This is a genomic window from Pseudomonas sp. SJZ078 (assembly GCF_007828255.1).
In the GTDB taxonomy this organism is placed as follows: domain Bacteria; phylum Pseudomonadota; class Gammaproteobacteria; order Pseudomonadales; family Pseudomonadaceae; genus Aquipseudomonas.
The window spans coordinates 242,206-257,792 of sequence record NZ_VIUG01000002.1 but is presented as its reverse complement, the minus strand read 5'-3'; the positions used below and the strand labels follow the sequence as shown (position 1 = coordinate 257,792).

The window sequence follows — 15,587 nt, the reverse complement described above, 5'->3', positions numbered from 1 at the left end:
CGCGCAGCAACGCGGCTCTGCGTTTAACGGCCCGGCGAAGGTTTTCGCCGAGCCATGCTCTTCATCAGCACATTGCCCATGATTATTTCGCGCCAAGGGCCAGTTTGGCGACTTGCGGCGCCGGCTGGTAGCCCGGAATTACCTGACCATCAGCCAAAACAATTGCCGGCGTACCGTTCACGCCTATTGACTGCCCCAGAGCAAACTGCTTGGAAACCGGGTTATCGCACTTGGCGGACTTGATTTCCTTGCCATCGACCATCTTGTCCATGGCCGCTTTCTTGTCCTTGGAGCACCATACGGCCTGCAACTGCTCATCGCCCGGCGAGCCCAGGCCCTGACGCGGGAACGCGACGTAGCGCACTTCGATGCCGCGCTTGTTCAGCTCCGGCACTTCGGCGTGCAGCTTGTGGCAATACGGGCACGTGGTGTCGGTGAACACCGTGATGTGGGATTTGGTTTCACCCACCGCCGGATAGACCACGGTTTCAGCAACCGGAATGCCGTTGATCAGCTTGGAAACGCCCTGGCGCTCGGTCAATTCGGTGAGGTTGACGGGCTTGCCGTCCTTGAGCTCGAACAGGTTGCCCTGGACGATGTACTGACCGTCGGCGCTGGCGTAGAGCACGCGGCTGCCCTTGAGCTTGACTTCATACAGGCCGGCCATCGGGCTGGCGGAGATGGCTTCGATCGGTACTTCGAGCTGAAGGTTTTCCAGGCTCTTGCGAATAGCCTTGTCCGCCGCGTCGTCGGCGATGGCAAAGGTGCTGGCCAACGCAATGGCAGCGGCGGTGAACATCTGGATCAAACGCATGGGAACTCCTGAGGCGAACAAATGGGACGGAGAACGCCAACCCGCAGATCCGGTTCCGGCCGCCCACTGTGCAAACCGGCCAAGCCTACCACATAAGGCCGGCGGGGCCGAATGCCGTTGATGCAAGGCATTGAGGATGCATTTTTTGTGGGAGCGGGCTTGCTCGCGAATGCGGCGTGTCAGTCGCCATTGACTCCACTGATGCACCGCTTTCGCGAGCAAGCCCGCTCCCACAAGGTTTAGCCTTGACTCAAAACCTCAGTCCTGCTTGTACACAGGATTCTTCGTTCAGCCGCGCGGATGATGCCTGGCATGCAGATCCTGCAACCGCGCCCGGGCGACATGGGTGTAGATCTGGGTGGTGGACAGGTCGCTGTGGCCCAGCAGCATCTGCACCACCCGCAGGTCGGCGCCGTGGTTGAGCAGGTGCGTGGCAAAGGCATGGCGCAAGGTGTGGGGCGAGAGGGATTTACCGATCCCGGCGACCTTGGCCTGGTGCTTGATGCGGTGCCAGAACGTCTGGCGAGTCATCTGATCGCCGTTACGACTCGGGAACAATACGTCACTAGGGCGACCGCCAAGCAGCTCATGACGAGCGTCCCGCAGGTAGCGCTCGACCCAGACGATCGCCTCCTCGCCCATTGGTACGAGGCGCTCCTTGCTGCCTTTACCCATCACCCGCAAGACACCCTGACGCAGGTTCACCTGTTCCAGCGTCAAGCTGATCAACTCGGTGACGCGCAGGCCGCAGGCATACAGGACCTCCAGCATGGCCCGGTCGCGCTGACCGATAGCTTCGCTGAGGTCCGGCGCCGCCAGCAGCGCTTCCACGTCGGCTTCGGACAGGGATTTGGGCAACGGACGCCCCAACTGGGGCATCTCCACCCGCAAGGTCGGATCCACCGCGATCAGTTTTTCCCGCAGCAAATAACGATAGAACCCACGCACGCCGGAGAGAAATCGTGCAGTTGAACGCGGCTTGTAGTTCTGCTCCAGACGCCATGCCAGGTGATCGAGGATCAGCTCCCGGCCGGCATCGGCCAATTCCAGGTTCTTCTCCTGCAACCAGCCGTTGAACAGCGCCAGGTCGCTGCGGTAGGCGTCACGGGTATTGTCGGAAAGCCCTTTCTCCAGCCACAGGGCGTCGAGAAACTGGTCTATCAGCGGATGATCGATGGCTGGCATAAACACTCTTGGCGGATGCGCAAGCACGCTGCATCCATACGATAAAGAAAGTACGCAGGGTGCTCAAAGAGCAAATCGCAGGCAACAAAAAAGCAGCCCTCAGGCTGCTTTTTTTGCATCGGAAGCTGGACTCAGGCCAGTTTTTCCTTGATGCGAGCTGCTTTACCGGACAGGTCACGCAGGTAGTACAGCTTGGCTTTACGTACGTCACCGCGACGCTTCACAGCCATGCTGTCGATTTGCGGGCTGTAGGTCTGGAAAGTACGCTCTACGCCAACACCGTTGGAGATTTTACGAACGGTGAAAGCACTGTTCACGCCACGGTTACGCTTGGCGATAACGACGCCTTCGAACGCTTGCAGACGGGAACGATCACCTTCCTTCACTTTCACCTGGACGACAATGGTGTCACCCGGGGCAAAGGTAGGGATTTCTTTGGTCATCTGCTCTGCTTCGAGTGCAAGGATGATTTTGTTAGTCATGCTGTGCTCCTAAGGCAAGTCTCGGACTTACCATCGATACGTTGTTAACTATCGTCCCGCTCGCGGATGTATTCCTCGAGCAGCTTCTTCTCTTCTCCAGAAAGCGAGCGGCTTTCCAGAAGATCGGCGCGTCGTTCCCAGGTCCGACCAAGGGACTGCTGTAAACGCCAACGCCGGATGTGCGCGTGGTTGCCACTTAGCAACACGTCGGGAACACGCTGATCCGCATACACCTCCGGTCGGGTGTAGTGCGGGCAATCCAGCAGACCATCCGTAAAGGAATCTTCCTCAGCGGAATCTGCATGCCCTAAAGCTCCAGGCAGCAGTCGTGTAACCGCATCGATCAGGACCATCGCCGGCAGCTCGCCGCCAGACAGTACATAGTCGCCAACCGACCACTCTTCATCGACATGAGCTTCAATGAAACGCTCGTCAATGCCTTCATAACGACCGGCAATCAGGATCAATGCATCCGAATTCGCCAGTTCGCGTACCGCCGACTGAGTCAGTTGGCGGCCTTGGGGCGACAGGTAGATCACCTTCGCACCTTCCCCGGCTGCCGCCCTGGCCTGAACCAGTGCATCTTCCAGGGGCTTGATCTTCATCACCATGCCCGGACCACCGCCAAACGGGCGATCGTCCACAGTGTGATGCCGATCCGTGGTGTAGTCCCGCGGATTCCAACAGGTCAGCTGCAATAGCTCCTGTTTCACCGCGCGGCTGGTTATGCCGTACTCGCTGATGGCGGAAAACATCTCGGGAAACAATGTGATGACTTCAACGCGCAAGTTGGCCACGTTCAGAAATCCGCATCCCATTCCACCTTCATCTCGCCTGCCTCCAGGTCAACGGCCAACACGCACTGCCCGGTATAGGGCAACAGGCGTTCGCGATCATCCAGACTGCCGACGCAAGGCTTTACCACCATGACATCGTTCGAACCGGTCTCAAGCAGGTGATCGATTTTCCCGAGCAATTGCCCGAGATGGTCGATGACCTTCAGCCCTACCAGCTGGTACCAGTAGTACTCGCCGTCGGTCAGTTCAGGGAACAGGCTGCGCGGCACGCAGATCTCATAACCGGCCAGAAGACGCGCTTCTTCACGATCATCGAGACCCTTGAGCTTTGCGACCAGGAACTTGTCGTTCCCGCGTCCGCTGACCAGCTCAACCTGTTTCACGCTGCCTTCGCGCTTGAGCGTCCAGGCTTTGTAGTCCAACAGGTTCTTGATCGGATCAGTAAAGGAATACACCTTCACTTCGCCGCGAACGCCATGTACAGAATAGATTTTGCCGACAACGATCAGATCATCAGCATCTTTTGGCGTCGCGTTCATATTGCTCAGGCCGCAGCCTTAGCCGATTCCTTCAACAACTGAGCAACGCGCTCAGAAGGTTGTGCACCAACGCTCAGCCAGTAGGCAACGCGCTCTTGGTTCACGGACAGACGAACTTCCTGACCACGGGCGATAGGGTTGAAGAAACCAACCTGCTCTTTGTGGGAACCGTCGCGCGGGTTGCGGCTGTCGGTTACGGTCAGGTGGTAAAACGGGCGCTTTTTGGAGCCGCCAAGGGCAAGACGGATTGTTAGCATGTGAACATCGTTCCTGTAGTCGGTGCTGCAAATCTAAATGCACAGCGGGCATGGGTGCCCGAAAGGCCGCATATTCTAAGGAATATCCAGACTTTTGCAAATGACTTTTTCCGGCGGGTGCCGGGCTGCCATTCAGATCTGCGACGATCAGCGCCCGCGAATGACGGGTTGGCTGGAGATCCCACGTCCCCGTGAGTTGCACCGGCATGACTGCCGGTGCGTGGATTCCTACATCTTGGGCATGCCGCCGCCGGGCAGCATGCCGCCCATGCCGCGCATCATTTTGGCCATCCCGCCCTTGGTGGAGAACTTCTTCATCATCTTCTGCATCTGCTTGTGCTGCTTGATCAAGCGACCGATGTCCTGCACCTGGGTGCCGGAACCCATGGCGATACGGCGCTTGCGCGAACCGCTGATCAGGTCAGGGTCGCGGCGCTCGGCCGGGGTCATGGAGTTGATGATGGCTTCCATCTGCTTGAACTGCTTTTCAGCCGCGCCCTGGGCGTTGCCCATCTGCGCCAGGTTCACGCCGCCGATGTTCGGCAGTTTGTCCATGAGCCCGCCGAGGCCGCCCATGTTCTTCATTTGTTGCAGCTGGTCGCGGAAGTCTTCGAGGTCGAAGCCCTTGCCCTTCTTTAATTTCTTCGCAAGCTTGTCGGCTTTTTCCTTGTCGAGGGTCTGCTCGGCCTGCTCGATCAGGCTGAGCACGTCGCCCATGCCCAGGATGCGCGAGGCGATGCGCTCAGGGTGGAACGGTTCGAGCGCTTCGCTCTTCTCGCCCATACCGATGAACTTGATCGGCTTGCCAGTGATGGCCCGTACCGACAGCGCGGCACCGCCACGGGCATCGCCGTCGACCTTGGTCAGGATCACGCCGGTCAGCGGCAGCGCATCACCGAAGGCCTTGGCGGTGTTGGCCGCGTCCTGGCCGGTCATGGCATCGACCACGAACAGGGTTTCCACCGGGTTGACCGCGGCATGCAGCGCCTTGATCTCGCCCATCATTTCTTCATCGATGTGCAGGCGACCGGCGGTGTCGACGATGACCACGTCGATGAACTTGAGCTTCGCTTCCTTGATGGCCGCCTGGGCGATGTCCACCGGCTTCTGGCTCAGGTCGGACGGGAAAAACGTCACGCCGATGTCGTTGGCCAGGGTTTCCAGCTGCTTGATCGCCGCCGGACGGTAGACGTCCGCGGACACCACCATCACCGACTTCTTCTTGCGCTCCTTGAGCAGGCGCGCCAGCTTGCCGGCGGTGGTGGTCTTGCCCGCGCCCTGCAGACCGGCCATCAGCACCACCGCTGGCGGTACGGCGGCGAGGTTCAGGTCTTCGTTGGCGGCGCCCATCAGGCTTTCGAGCTCGGCCTGGACGATCTTCACGAACGCCTGGCCCGGCGTCAGGCTGCGCGACACTTCGGTGCCGACGGCGCGTTCCTTGACCGAATTGACGAAGTCCTTGACCACCGGCAGGGCAACGTCGGCTTCGAGCAACGCCATGCGCACTTCGCGCAGGGTGTCTTTGATGTTGTCCTCGGTCAGCTTAGCCTTGCCGGTGACATGGCGCAGCGTCTGCGAGAGACGGTCGGTTAGGTTTTCAAACATGCGCGATCCTTTCAGGCCCGTACGAGGCCGGGATAATGGCGGCCCAGACCGTGAAAAATGTGCTCGGCGAGCCTGCGGCGTGGGCAGGTCGCGGATTATAGCGAAGAAGCGTGCCACGTACACCTCGCGGCGGCCTTTCGTGCAGGATGGGTTCTATGCCAAACTCAGCGCCTTTCGGGCTTGCCTAACAGGATTTATGCTCCCCTTGTCACCCAGCTTGCTTGCCTCCCTCGTCGCCGCCTGCCTATACGCCGCGGCGACCCTCTATCACGGCACCCGCCTGGCCACCGGTGCCAAGGCGAACAAACGCCTGCTGGTCACGCTCGGCGTGCTGGCGGTGCTCGGCCACGCGGCCAGCCTTTATACCCACCTGATGACGCCGATCGGCCTGGGCCTGGACTTCTTCAACGCCGCCAGCCTGATCGCCGTCGCGGTGATCGCCCTGACACTGCTGGCCTGTTCGCGCATCCCGGTGGAAAACCTGCTGGTGCTGCTCTTCCCATTGGGGCTGGCCACGGTGCTGCTGGCGCAGTTCGCGCCGTCGGGCACGGTGCAGGTCATCGACGAAGAACCGGGCATTCTCGCCCACATCCTGCTGTCGATCCTCGCTTATGGCCTGTTCACCATCGCCGTGTTCCAGGCCTTGCTGCTGCTGGTCCAGGACCACCAGCTCAAGAACAAGCACCCGTCCGGACTGATCCGCAACTTCCCGCCGCTGCAAACCATGGAGAGCCTGCTGTTCGGCTTCCTCTGGGCCGGCTGGGCCCTGTTGTCGATGTCGCTGATCTCCGGCTGGCTGTTCGTCGAGAACCTGTTCGCCCAGCACCTGGTGCACAAGACCCTGCTGGCCTGCCTGGCGTGGGTGGTGTTCAGTGTGCTGCTGTGGGGCCGCAACCGTCTCGGCTGGCGCGGCCATAAAGCCATTCGCTGGACCCTGGCCGGTTTCTGCCTGCTGATGTTGGCGTACTTCGGTAGCAAACTGGTCCGTGAATACATCCTGCATATCTGACGGACGGCGCTGATGGATAGGTTGCCCGCGGGGCCACTGCTCGCTGTACTGGTCGTGCTGATTCTCTGGGCGGCCCTGTTTACCGCCATCGAAGCCGCCCGGCACCATCTGTTGGCCCAGCGCAAGGCTTCGCGCGCCGGCGACAAGCCGCTGGCGAAGCTGGACTTCCCCCTGACCAGCCTGATTCTGTGCAATACCCTGTGTCGCGCCCTGGCGCTGGTGATCGGCACCTTGCTAGCGATCTTTACCTGGCTGGAAAACGGCCCCTGGATCGCCTGGCTCGCCATCAGTGCGGCACTGTTGGTGTTCGCCGACTACCTGCCACGCACCCTGGCCACCCGCCACCCGGACGCGATACTGGCGCTGGGCAACACCCTCCTTGGCGTACCATTGAAACTGATTTACCCCCTGGCCTGGCTATTGAACAACCTGAGTGAGTGGCTGCTGCGACCCTTTGCCCGCAAGACCAGCGCCGTCCAGCAAAGCGACGAGGAAATGCCCACACCGGCGCGCGTCGAGCATGAACATGAGCAGAGCATCGGCCGGCCGCATCCGGTTTCCGGCATCCACGCCCTCGACAACATCACCGTCAACGACATCCTGGTCCCCCGCAGCGAAGTCGACGGCATCAACCTCGACGATCCCATTGGCGAGATCATCGAGCAGTTGCTCCTGAATCGGCGCACCCGCCTGCCAGTGTTCCACAGCGACATCAACCAGGTCGAAGCCGTGCTCAACACCCGCCAGATCCGCCATCTGCTGGCGGACGCGAGCCTGACCCAGGAGGCGCTGCTAGCCGCTTGCCACGAACCTTACTTCGTGCCCGAAAGCACACCGCTGCAGCTGCAACTGCTGAACTTCCACAAGCAGCAACGGCGCCTCGGTATGGTGGTGGACGAATATGGCGAAGTGCTGGGTATCGTCACCCTGGAAGACATCCTCGAAGAAATCGTCGGTGAGTTCGAAAGCGAGCACAGCCTCGACAACCCTCACGTCCATCCGCAGCCGGACGGGCGCCTGATGATCGATGGCGCGGCGTCGATTCGCGAATTGAACAAGACCCTCGGCTGGCACCTGCCTTGCGATGGACCCAAGACCCTCAACGGGTTGGTGACCGAAGCGCTGGAAACCATTCCCGAAAGCCCGGTCTGCCTGAAAATCGGTCGCTATCGCCTGGAAATCATCGAGACCGTGGACAACCGCGTCAGCCAGGTGCTGGCATGGCATAACAGTTCGGCGCCAACGGCTGCTTGAATTCTCCCTGTGGCGAGGGGATTTATCCCCTCGCCACAAAGTTCACCACCAGCACCACCCCTAGCCGTTCAACCATAATAATTCGCTCCAACGGAGCACATGACTGTCAGGGATAACTGCATGACTACCACCACCTGCAACGACGCCGTGTCTGCCCAGCCGACGAACTCCACCACCCGCGTGGCGACCGCGAGCTTCATCGGCACGGCCATCGAGTTCTATGATTTCTACGTCTATGCCACGGCTGCTGCCCTGGTGATCGGGCCGGTGTTCTTCCCACAGACGTCAGGCACGGCACAGATGCTGTCGTCCTTCCTGACATTCGGCATCGCTTTCCTCGCCCGTCCACTGGGCTCGGCGCTGTTCGGCCACTTTGGCGACCGGATCGGGCGCAAGTCCACGCTGGTGGCGTCACTGCTGCTGATGGGCGTGTGCACCACACTCATCGGCGTGCTGCCCGGGTATGCCAGCATTGGCGCCTGGGCACCGTTCCTGCTGTGCCTGCTGCGTTTCGGCCAGGGGCTGGGCCTGGGTGGTGAATGGGGCGGCGCCGCGCTGCTCGCCACCGAAAACGCCCCCAAGGGCAAGCGTGCCTGGTTCGGCATGTTCCCTCAACTGGGCCCTTCCATTGGCTTCCTGGCAGCCAATGGGCTGTTCCTGACCCTGGCGATGAGCCTGGACGACGAGCAGTTCCGCTCCTGGGGCTGGCGGATTCCGTTCCTACTCAGTGCCGTACTGGTGATCGTCGGCCTCTATGTGCGACTCAAACTTCATGAAACCCCGGTCTTCGCCAATGCCGTCGCCCGTCAGGAACGGGTGAAAGTGCCGCTGGTCGAGCTGTTCAGCCAATATTGGGGGCCGACCTTGCTGGGCGCGGTGGCGATGGTGGTGTGTTATGCGCTGTTCTATATTTCCACGGTGTTCTCCCTGAGCTACGGCGTCGCCACCCTTGGCTACAGCCGCGAGACGTTCCTCGCCCTGCTGTGTTTTGCCGTGCTGTTCATGGCCGCCGCCACGCCCTTGTCGGCCTGGGCCAGCGACCGCTTCGGGCGCAAGCCCGTGCTGGTCACCGGTGGTGTGCTGGCCATAGCCTCGGGTTTTCTCATGGAGCCCCTGCTGACCCAGGGTTCGACTGCGGGCGTGGCGCTGTTCCTGTGCATCGAGCTGTTCCTGATGGGCGTGACCTTCGCCCCCATGGGTGCCTTGCTACCGGAGCTGTTTCCGACACACGTGCGTTACACCGGCGCGTCGGCCGCCTACAACCTGGGCGGCATCGTTGGCGCCTCGGCCGCCCCGTTCTTTGCCCAGAAACTGGTGGCGATGGGCGGCTTGAGCTATGTCGGTGGCTATGTATCAGCCGCTGCCGTACTCAGCGTGATCGCGGTGCTGTGCCTGAAAGAAACCCGGCATAACGATTTGAACCGGGTCGAGTGAAACCCGGCAGCCTCTACCCACTGTGACGAGGGAGCTTGCTCCCTCGCCACAGAAGCTCCATCGCCACGGCAATCCCTTGCCGCAGACCTGTCACAACGCTGAACAACACACCATGAAATAGCCGCTAACAATCGCCCACCATTGAAACCACCCCCCACCTGCCCCATCTAAGCTCCATACTCCATTGCGCAGGTGCCCCATGAGCGACCAGCACTCTACTGAAGCCACGAACGAATACGCTGACTCCGAACACATCGAACACACCGTTTCCGGCACCGGCCTGGCGCTGCCCGGCCAGAACCTGCCGGACAAGGTCTACATCATCCCCATCCATAATCGTCCATTCTTCCCGGCTCAGGTGCTGCCGGTCATCGTCAATGAAGAACCCTGGGCCGAAACCCTGGAACTGGTGGCCAAGTCCGAACATCATTCCCTGGCGCTGTTCTTCATGGATACTCCCCAGGAAGACCCACGCCATTTCGATACGTCGGCGCTGCCGCTGTACGGCACGCTGGTCAAGGTGCATCACGCCAGTCGCGAGGCGGGCAAATTGCAATTCGTTGCCCAGGGCCTGACCCGCGTGCGCATCCGCACCTGGCTCAAGCACCATCGTCCACCGTACCTGGTGGAAGTCGAATACCCGCATCAGCCCAGCGAGCCGACCGACGAGGTCAAGGCCTATGGCATGGCGCTGATCAATGCGATCAAGGAACTGCTGCCGCTGAACCCGCTGTACAGCGAAGAGCTGAAGAACTACCTCAACCGCTTCAGCCCCAACGACCCGTCGCCGCTGACGGACTTCGCCGCCGCACTCACCTCCGCCACCGGCAACGAACTGCAGGAAGTGCTCGATTGCGTGCCCATGCTCAAGCGCATGGAAAAAGTGCTGCCGATGCTGCGCAAGGAAGTCGAAGTGGCGCGGTTGCAGAAAGAGATTTCCGCCGAGGTCAACAGCAAGATCGGCGAACATCAGCGCCAGTTCTTCCTCAAGGAACAGCTCAAGGTCATTCAGCAGGAATTGGGGCTGACCAAGGACGATCGTAGCGCCGACCTCGAACAGTTCGAGCAGCGACTGGAGGGCAAGGCGCTGCCGGCCCAGGCCCAGAAGCGTATCGAAGAGGAAATGAACAAGCTTTCCATCCTGGAAACCGGTTCGCCGGAATACGCCGTCACCCGCAACTACCTCGATTGGGCGACCTCGGTGCCGTGGGGCGTATACGGCCAGGACAAGCTCGATCTCAAGCACGCGCGCAAGGTGCTCGACCAGCACCACGCCGGCCTGGACGACATCAAGGACCGTATCCTCGAATTCCTCGCCGTCGGTGCCTACAAAGGCGAGATCAGCGGCTCCATCGTGCTGCTCGTGGGCCCGCCGGGCGTGGGCAAGACCAGCGTCGGCAAGTCCATTGCCGAGTCCCTCGGCCGGCCGTTCTACCGTTTCAGCGTCGGCGGCATGCGCGACGAGGCCGAGATCAAGGGCCATCGGCGTACCTACATCGGCGCCCAGCCGGGCAAACTGGTACAGGCGCTCAAAGACGTCGAAGTGATGAACCCGGTGATCATGCTCGACGAGATCGACAAGATGGGCCAGAGCTACCAGGGCGATCCAGCCTCGGCCTTGCTGGAAACCCTCGACCCGGAGCAGAACGTCGAGTTTCTCGATCACTACCTGGACATGCGCCTGGACCTGTCCAAGGTGCTCTTCGTGTGCACCGCCAACACCCTGGACTCGATCCCCGGCCCGCTGCTGGACCGGATGGAAGTGATTCGCTTGTCGGGCTACATCACCGAAGAAAAGGTCGCCATCGCCAAGCGCCACCTGTGGCCCAAGCAACTGGCCAAGGCTGGGGTGTCCAAGGGCAGCCTGAGCATCAGCGACGGGGCCTTGAAGACGTTGATCGACGGCTACGCCCGCGAAGCCGGGGTTCGGCAGCTGGAGAAGCAGCTGGGCAAACTGGTGCGCAAGGCGGTGATGAAGCTGATCGACGAGCCAAAGGCGGTGATCAAGCTCGGGCCGAAGGACCTTGAAGCGTCCCTGGGCAAACCGGTGTTCCGCAACGAGCAGGTGCTGTCTGGCATCGGCGTGATTACCGGCCTGGCCTGGACCAGCATGGGCGGTGCCACCCTGCCGATCGAAGCAACGCGCATCCACACCCACAATCGCGGCTTCAAACTCACCGGACAACTGGGCGACGTGATGAAGGAATCGGCGGAAATCGCCCACAGCTATGTCAGCTCGCATTTGAAGCAGTTCGGCGGCGACCCGAAGTTCTTCGACGAAGCCTTCGTCCATCTGCATGTGCCCGAAGGCGCCACGCCCAAGGACGGCCCGAGCGCCGGGGTGACCATGGCCAGCGCGCTGCTGTCTCTGGCCCGCAACCAGCCACCGAAGAAAGGCGTCGCCATGACCGGCGAGCTGACCCTCACCGGGCACGTATTGCCCATTGGCGGGGTCCGCGAAAAGGTCATCGCGGCGCGCCGGCAGAAGATTCTCGAACTGATCCTGCCGGAAGCCAACCGGGGTAACTTCGAAGAGCTGCCGGACTACCTGAAGGAAGGCGTCACGGTGCACTTCGCCAAGCGCTTTGCGGATGTGGCGAAGGTGTTGTTCTGAAGATGATGTAGCGACCGCGCGGGCCTCATCGCGAGCAGGCTCGCTCCCACATTGAAAATTGTGTTGCTCACAATACTCTGTGGGAGCGAGCCTGCTCGCGAAACGGCATCAGCCACAACACATTCCTAGCTGACACACCCTGTAGCATCTTCGGTTATGCTCACCATTCGTCGTGAATGCCGGAGCCCCCATGTCCCTTACCCGCCTGCTCGTCCCCGTCAGCCTTGCCCTGCTGAGCGCTTGCGCCACGCAACCGAAAAACAACGTGACCGTGGAGAAACTCAGCGAGTGCCCGGTGCGGCTCAACAACGGGCAGAACATGATCCTCAGCTTGCCCAGCAACCCGACCACCGGGTATCGCTGGGCCATCCAGGACTCAGCGGGCGGTGTGTTGAAAGCGCTGGGCCCTGAGGTCTACCGCAACCCGGAAGACGCCGGCATCGTCGGTGCCGCTGGCGTGTCGACCTGGCGCTTCCAGGCATTCGCCGCCGGTACCGGCCGGTTGCGCCTGACTTATCAGCAGCCCTGGGCTCCCGAAGTGCCCCCCGTGGAAACCTTCGACTGTGCCATTGCGGTGAATTGATAACGGGCCGGCTGATCCTCGCACTTCAGAACAAGTGTTTCAGCCCAAGGGTCATCATCACATTCGAGTTTTCAATACCCGCGGAGTCGGCGAAGGTTTCGCGGTAGTCATCGGAGCGACTGGAGAGGTCGACGCTGCCTTTTTTATTTCGCATGCGACTCCAGGCGCCCTCCACGAAAAGTTTTGTATTGTCCGTCACGAAATAGCCCAGGTTTCCCACCAGCGCATAATAATGCTGACGTTTTGTTTTACCGACAAAATTTTTATCGGCCAGATAGTGCTCATCGAAGTCTGTGGCTGACACCCAGCGGCTGTACTTGAGCGCGCCCTCCATATCGAAACGCTGATAACGATAACTTCCTACCAAGCCAACATAGGGGGTTTTGAATCGTTGTTTGTAGTCAATCACCGTGACACCGGCCGGAATTTCACCGATATCTGCACCGTTGTTGTAGTCATATGATCCGCCTCTGGCCCTGAAGCTGAAGCGGCTTTCCTGATAACCCGCCATCAAACCGAAACGATAAGCGGGTTGGTTGATCAGCCAACCCGTTAGATGAAGATCGAACTCGTTGGCGTATTGCAGGGTGGTATCGGGATGGACGCTTCGATCCGACCATTTGCTCTGTCGAGCATCCATCCAGTCATAGTCCTCCATGTGGCCGTCCTTGCTGGTGATTGTCGTCCAGCCTGAGGCCCCGACCGACACCCATGGCAGCACGTCCCAATCCAGGGAGCCTTTGATGACAGCGGCATTGCTGTACTCCCAATTCAGTTGGCTGGCTTTTCTTCCTCCCTCCTCGGGAAAGTAGACCCGCTCTTTGGCCTGACCACTGAGCACCCCCATATTAATACCAAGCGTCAATCTTTCATTGGTATATAACGAGTCCGTATTATCGGCAGTAGCTGCAAAACTAACCGACGCGAGTGTCATGATTATAAACCGCTGTAGTCGCTTGGCCGTCTTGACCCCTGGCATGAACATTTCGTTTCTCCCTGAAAATTTTACAGGCGGCAACCTCATAACAACAATGAGACTTCTAACACCGCACCCGTCTTACGAAGTGGAGCTTTTTATATCAACGTAAAGTTATTCAGCAAGAAACGAATTTAAAACGCGACCAAACAAAATGTGCCAGGAAGTTGCACATATTGCGCACCTTGATCGGACGGTCTTCGCGCCTCCGATGAAAACGCCCCGCACCGCCCACGGCCAGGCATCGATCAAAGATCACGCTCGACGCATTAATTGGCTAAAATGCCCGCCTTTTCACCCTGCCGCTGGAACCGCCGTGAGCAACGACCCTGATCGCCTATTCGCCCAACCCTTGGCCCAAGTGCCGGACTTCGCCTTCAACGAGGACGTCGTGCGGGTATTTCCGGACATGATCAAGCGCTCGGTGCCGGGTTACCCGACCATTGTCGAAAACCTCGGTGTGCTTGCCGCGCAATTCGCCCAGCCGGGCAGCGTGCTCTATGACCTGGGCTCCTCCCTGGGCGCGGTGACCCAGGCGCTGCGCCGCCACGTACGCACCGACGGTTGCCGGGTGATCGCTGTGGATAACTCTGCGGCCATGGTCGAGCGCTGCCGCGAATACCTTAACGGCCAGGACTCGATGTTCCAGGAGCTGCTGCCGGTGGAAGTGATCGAGGGCGACATCCTGGCCTTGGAATTCCAGCCGGCCTCGGTGGTGGCGCTGAACTTCACCCTGCAGTTCATCGCACCGGATCAGCGCACGGCCTTGTTGAGCCGCATCCGCCAATCCCTGCTGCCCGGCGGCGCCCTGATCTTGTCGGAAAAGCTGCGCTTCAACGATGCGCAGGAGCATGCGCTGCTCACTGACCTGCACGTCGCGTTCAAGCGCGCCAACGGCTACAGCGAGCTGGAAATTGCCCAGAAACGCAGTGCCATCGAAAACGTCATGAAGCCCGACAGCCTCGAGGAACACCGCGAACGCCTGCTGGCGGCCGGGTTCTCGAAAGTCGTGCCATGGTTCCAGTGTCTTAACTTCGCCTCGTTGATTGCCCTGCCATGATTGATCTGTCCCCCCTCGCCCGCCGCCTGGCCGGCACGCCCCTGGCCGATTGGGCCGCGACGCTGCAGGCGCAACTCGACACCAAAATGGAAAAGGGCCATGGCGACCTGGAGCGCTGGCAGAGTGCCCTTGATGCCTTGCCGGTGCTGCAGCCGAGCGAAATCGACCTGTTGAACGGGCTGACCCTCGACACCGATTGCAGCGACGAAACCCGCGCCCGAATGCGCGCCGCGCTGATGGGCTTGTCGCCGTGGCGCAAGGGGCCGTTCGATCTGTTTGGCGTGCACGTGGACACCGAATGGCGCTCGGACTGGAAGTGGTCCCGGGTGGCGCCGCACCTGGACCTCAAGGGCAAGCGCATCCTCGATGTGGGCTGCGGCAACGGTTACTACATGTGGCGGATGCTCGGCGCCGGGGCTGACACGGTGATCGGCGTAGACCCCAACTGGCTGTTCTTCTGCCAATTCCAGGCGGTGCAGCGCTACCTGTCGCAGCCCAATGCCTGGCACCTGCCGTTCCCATTCGAAGACTTGCCGCCGGATCTGGAAGGCTTCGACACGGTTTTTTCCATGGGCGTGTTCTACCACCGCCGCTCCCCTATCGAGCACTTGCTGGCCCTCAAGAACTGCCTGGTCAAGAACGGTGAGCTGGTACTGGAAACCCTGGTGATAGAGGGCGACGAGCATCAGGTGCTGGTGCCTGAGGATCGCTACGCACAGATGCGCAACGTGTGGTTCCTGCCATCGGTGCCAGCCTTGGAGCGCTGGCTGCGCCGCGCTGGTTTCAGCGACGTGCGCTGCGTGGACGTGAGCCTGACCACCGTGGAAGAACAACGCAGCACGGAGTGGATGAAGTATCAGTCGCTGAGCGATTTTCTCGACCCCGAAGACTCCAGCAAGACCATCGAAGGCTTGCCGGCGCCAATGCGGGCGGTGATTGTGGCGCGTAAATAAATAGATCACCCCCCCCCCATTTCCA

15 protein-coding genes are annotated in these 15,587 nt (G+C 60.5%); 7 read left to right on the top strand and 8 right to left on the bottom strand.

Features of this window, described 5'->3' with window-relative positions; genetic code table 11:
• Positions 1-82: 82 nt before the first annotated feature.
• The 7 genes from FBY02_RS03105 to ffh form a co-directional block, all read right to left on the bottom strand.
• Complete coding sequence (locus tag FBY02_RS03105; protein ID WP_144923232.1) at positions 83-814, bottom strand: DsbC family protein; 732 nt, start codon at positions 812-814, stop codon at positions 83-85.
• A gap of 288 nt (positions 815-1,102) precedes the next feature.
• Positions 1,103-1,999, bottom strand: a complete 897-nt coding sequence (gene xerD / locus FBY02_RS03100; RefSeq protein ID WP_144923229.1) for a site-specific tyrosine recombinase XerD — start codon at positions 1,997-1,999, stop codon at positions 1,103-1,105.
• 131 nt (positions 2,000-2,130) lie between these two features.
• Positions 2,131-2,481 carry a 50S ribosomal protein L19 gene (rplS, locus tag FBY02_RS03095; RefSeq protein WP_003175895.1) on the bottom strand — a complete coding sequence of 117 codons (351 nt, stop codon included), beginning with the start codon at positions 2,479-2,481 and terminating at the stop codon, positions 2,131-2,133.
• 44 nt (positions 2,482-2,525) lie between these two features.
• The gene (gene trmD / locus FBY02_RS03090; RefSeq protein WP_173668653.1) at positions 2,526-3,299 is read right to left on the bottom strand and encodes a tRNA (guanosine(37)-N1)-methyltransferase TrmD; all 774 of its coding nucleotides are present in this window, start codon (positions 3,297-3,299) and stop codon (positions 2,526-2,528) included.
• Complete coding sequence (rimM, locus tag FBY02_RS03085) at positions 3,281-3,817, bottom strand: ribosome maturation factor RimM (RefSeq protein ID WP_144923226.1); 537 nt, start codon at positions 3,815-3,817, stop codon at positions 3,281-3,283. Before rimM ends, trmD begins: the two co-directional genes overlap by 19 nt.
• Positions 3,818-3,822: 5 nt before the next feature.
• The gene (gene rpsP / locus FBY02_RS03080; protein WP_007927680.1) at positions 3,823-4,074 is read right to left on the bottom strand and encodes a 30S ribosomal protein S16; all 252 of its coding nucleotides are present in this window, start codon (positions 4,072-4,074) and stop codon (positions 3,823-3,825) included.
• 228 nt (positions 4,075-4,302) lie between these two features.
• Positions 4,303-5,679 (bottom strand): signal recognition particle protein, encoded by a 1,377-nt coding sequence (gene ffh, locus FBY02_RS03075; RefSeq protein WP_144923222.1) that lies wholly within the window; start codon positions 5,677-5,679, stop codon positions 4,303-4,305.
• Between the two features lie 196 nt (positions 5,680-5,875).
• Between ffh and FBY02_RS03070 the strand changes: the two genes are divergently transcribed.
• The 5 genes from FBY02_RS03070 (at position 5,876) to FBY02_RS03050 (ending at position 12,573) form a co-directional block, all read left to right on the top strand.
• Positions 5,876-6,688, top strand: coding sequence for an inner membrane protein YpjD (locus FBY02_RS03070; RefSeq protein ID WP_144923219.1), 813 nt, complete (start codon positions 5,876-5,878; stop codon positions 6,686-6,688).
• A gap of 12 nt (positions 6,689-6,700) precedes the next feature.
• Positions 6,701-7,942 (top strand): CNNM domain-containing protein, encoded by a 1,242-nt coding sequence (locus FBY02_RS03065; RefSeq protein WP_144923216.1) that lies wholly within the window; start codon positions 6,701-6,703, stop codon positions 7,940-7,942.
• A gap of 120 nt (positions 7,943-8,062) precedes the next feature.
• Positions 8,063-9,376 (top strand): MFS transporter, encoded by a 1,314-nt coding sequence (locus tag FBY02_RS03060; RefSeq protein WP_144923213.1) that lies wholly within the window; start codon positions 8,063-8,065, stop codon positions 9,374-9,376.
• Between the two features lie 199 nt (positions 9,377-9,575).
• A complete protein-coding gene (gene lon, locus FBY02_RS03055; protein ID WP_144923210.1) occupies positions 9,576-11,990 on the top strand; it encodes an endopeptidase La in 2,415 nt (804 codons plus the stop codon).
• 190 nt (positions 11,991-12,180) lie between these two features.
• Positions 12,181-12,573, top strand: coding sequence for a protease inhibitor I42 family protein (locus FBY02_RS03050; RefSeq protein WP_041020627.1), 393 nt, complete (start codon positions 12,181-12,183; stop codon positions 12,571-12,573).
• Between the two features lie 25 nt (positions 12,574-12,598).
• Here FBY02_RS03050 and FBY02_RS03045 read toward each other — a convergent pair whose 3' ends face one another.
• A complete protein-coding gene (locus FBY02_RS03045) occupies positions 12,599-13,558 on the bottom strand; it encodes an omptin family outer membrane protease (RefSeq protein ID WP_256662463.1) in 960 nt (319 codons plus the stop codon).
• Positions 13,559-13,865: 307 nt separating this feature from the next.
• Here FBY02_RS03045 and cmoA point away from each other — a divergent pair, with 307 nt between their 5' ends.
• Both cmoA and cmoB read left to right on the top strand, forming a co-directional pair.
• On the top strand, positions 13,866-14,609 hold the full coding sequence (gene cmoA / locus FBY02_RS03040) for a carboxy-S-adenosyl-L-methionine synthase CmoA (protein ID WP_024778935.1): 744 nt from the start codon (positions 13,866-13,868) through the stop codon (positions 14,607-14,609).
• Entirely contained in the window at positions 14,606-15,562 is a 957-nt protein-coding gene (cmoB, locus tag FBY02_RS03035) for a tRNA 5-methoxyuridine(34)/uridine 5-oxyacetic acid(34) synthase CmoB (RefSeq protein ID WP_144923207.1), read from the top strand. Before cmoA ends, cmoB begins: the two co-directional genes overlap by 4 nt.
• The last annotated feature ends 25 nt before the right edge of the window (positions 15,563-15,587 follow it).

Bases quoted from the DNA above. Each gene is read 5' to 3' on its own strand.
- FBY02_RS03105 (WP_144923232.1), bottom strand. From the start codon at position 814: ATGCGTTTGATCCAGATGTTCACCGCCGCTGCCATTGCGTTGGCCAGC.
- xerD (WP_144923229.1), bottom strand. From the start codon at position 1,999: ATGCCAGCCATCGATCATCCGCTGATAGACCAGTTTCTCGACGCCCTG.
- rplS (WP_003175895.1), bottom strand. From the start codon at position 2,481: ATGACTAACAAAATCATCCTTGCACTCGAAGCAGAGCAGATGACCAAA.
- trmD (WP_173668653.1), bottom strand. From the start codon at position 3,299: ATGGGATGCGGATTTCTGAACGTGGCCAACTTGCGCGTTGAAGTCATC.
- rimM (WP_144923226.1), bottom strand. From the start codon at position 3,817: ATGAACGCGACGCCAAAAGATGCTGATGATCTGATCGTTGTCGGCAAA.
- rpsP (WP_007927680.1), bottom strand. From the start codon at position 4,074: ATGCTAACAATCCGTCTTGCCCTTGGCGGCTCCAAAAAGCGCCCGTTT.
- ffh (WP_144923222.1), bottom strand. From the start codon at position 5,679: ATGTTTGAAAACCTAACCGACCGTCTCTCGCAGACGCTGCGCCATGTC.
- FBY02_RS03070 (WP_144923219.1), top strand. From the start codon at position 5,876: ATGCTCCCCTTGTCACCCAGCTTGCTTGCCTCCCTCGTCGCCGCCTGC.
- FBY02_RS03065 (WP_144923216.1), top strand. From the start codon at position 6,701: ATGGATAGGTTGCCCGCGGGGCCACTGCTCGCTGTACTGGTCGTGCTG.
- FBY02_RS03060 (WP_144923213.1), top strand. From the start codon at position 8,063: ATGACTACCACCACCTGCAACGACGCCGTGTCTGCCCAGCCGACGAAC.
- lon (WP_144923210.1), top strand. From the start codon at position 9,576: ATGAGCGACCAGCACTCTACTGAAGCCACGAACGAATACGCTGACTCC.
- FBY02_RS03050 (WP_041020627.1), top strand. From the start codon at position 12,181: ATGTCCCTTACCCGCCTGCTCGTCCCCGTCAGCCTTGCCCTGCTGAGC.
- FBY02_RS03045 (WP_256662463.1), bottom strand. From the start codon at position 13,558: ATGTTCATGCCAGGGGTCAAGACGGCCAAGCGACTACAGCGGTTTATA.
- cmoB (WP_144923207.1), top strand. From the start codon at position 14,606: ATGATTGATCTGTCCCCCCTCGCCCGCCGCCTGGCCGGCACGCCCCTG.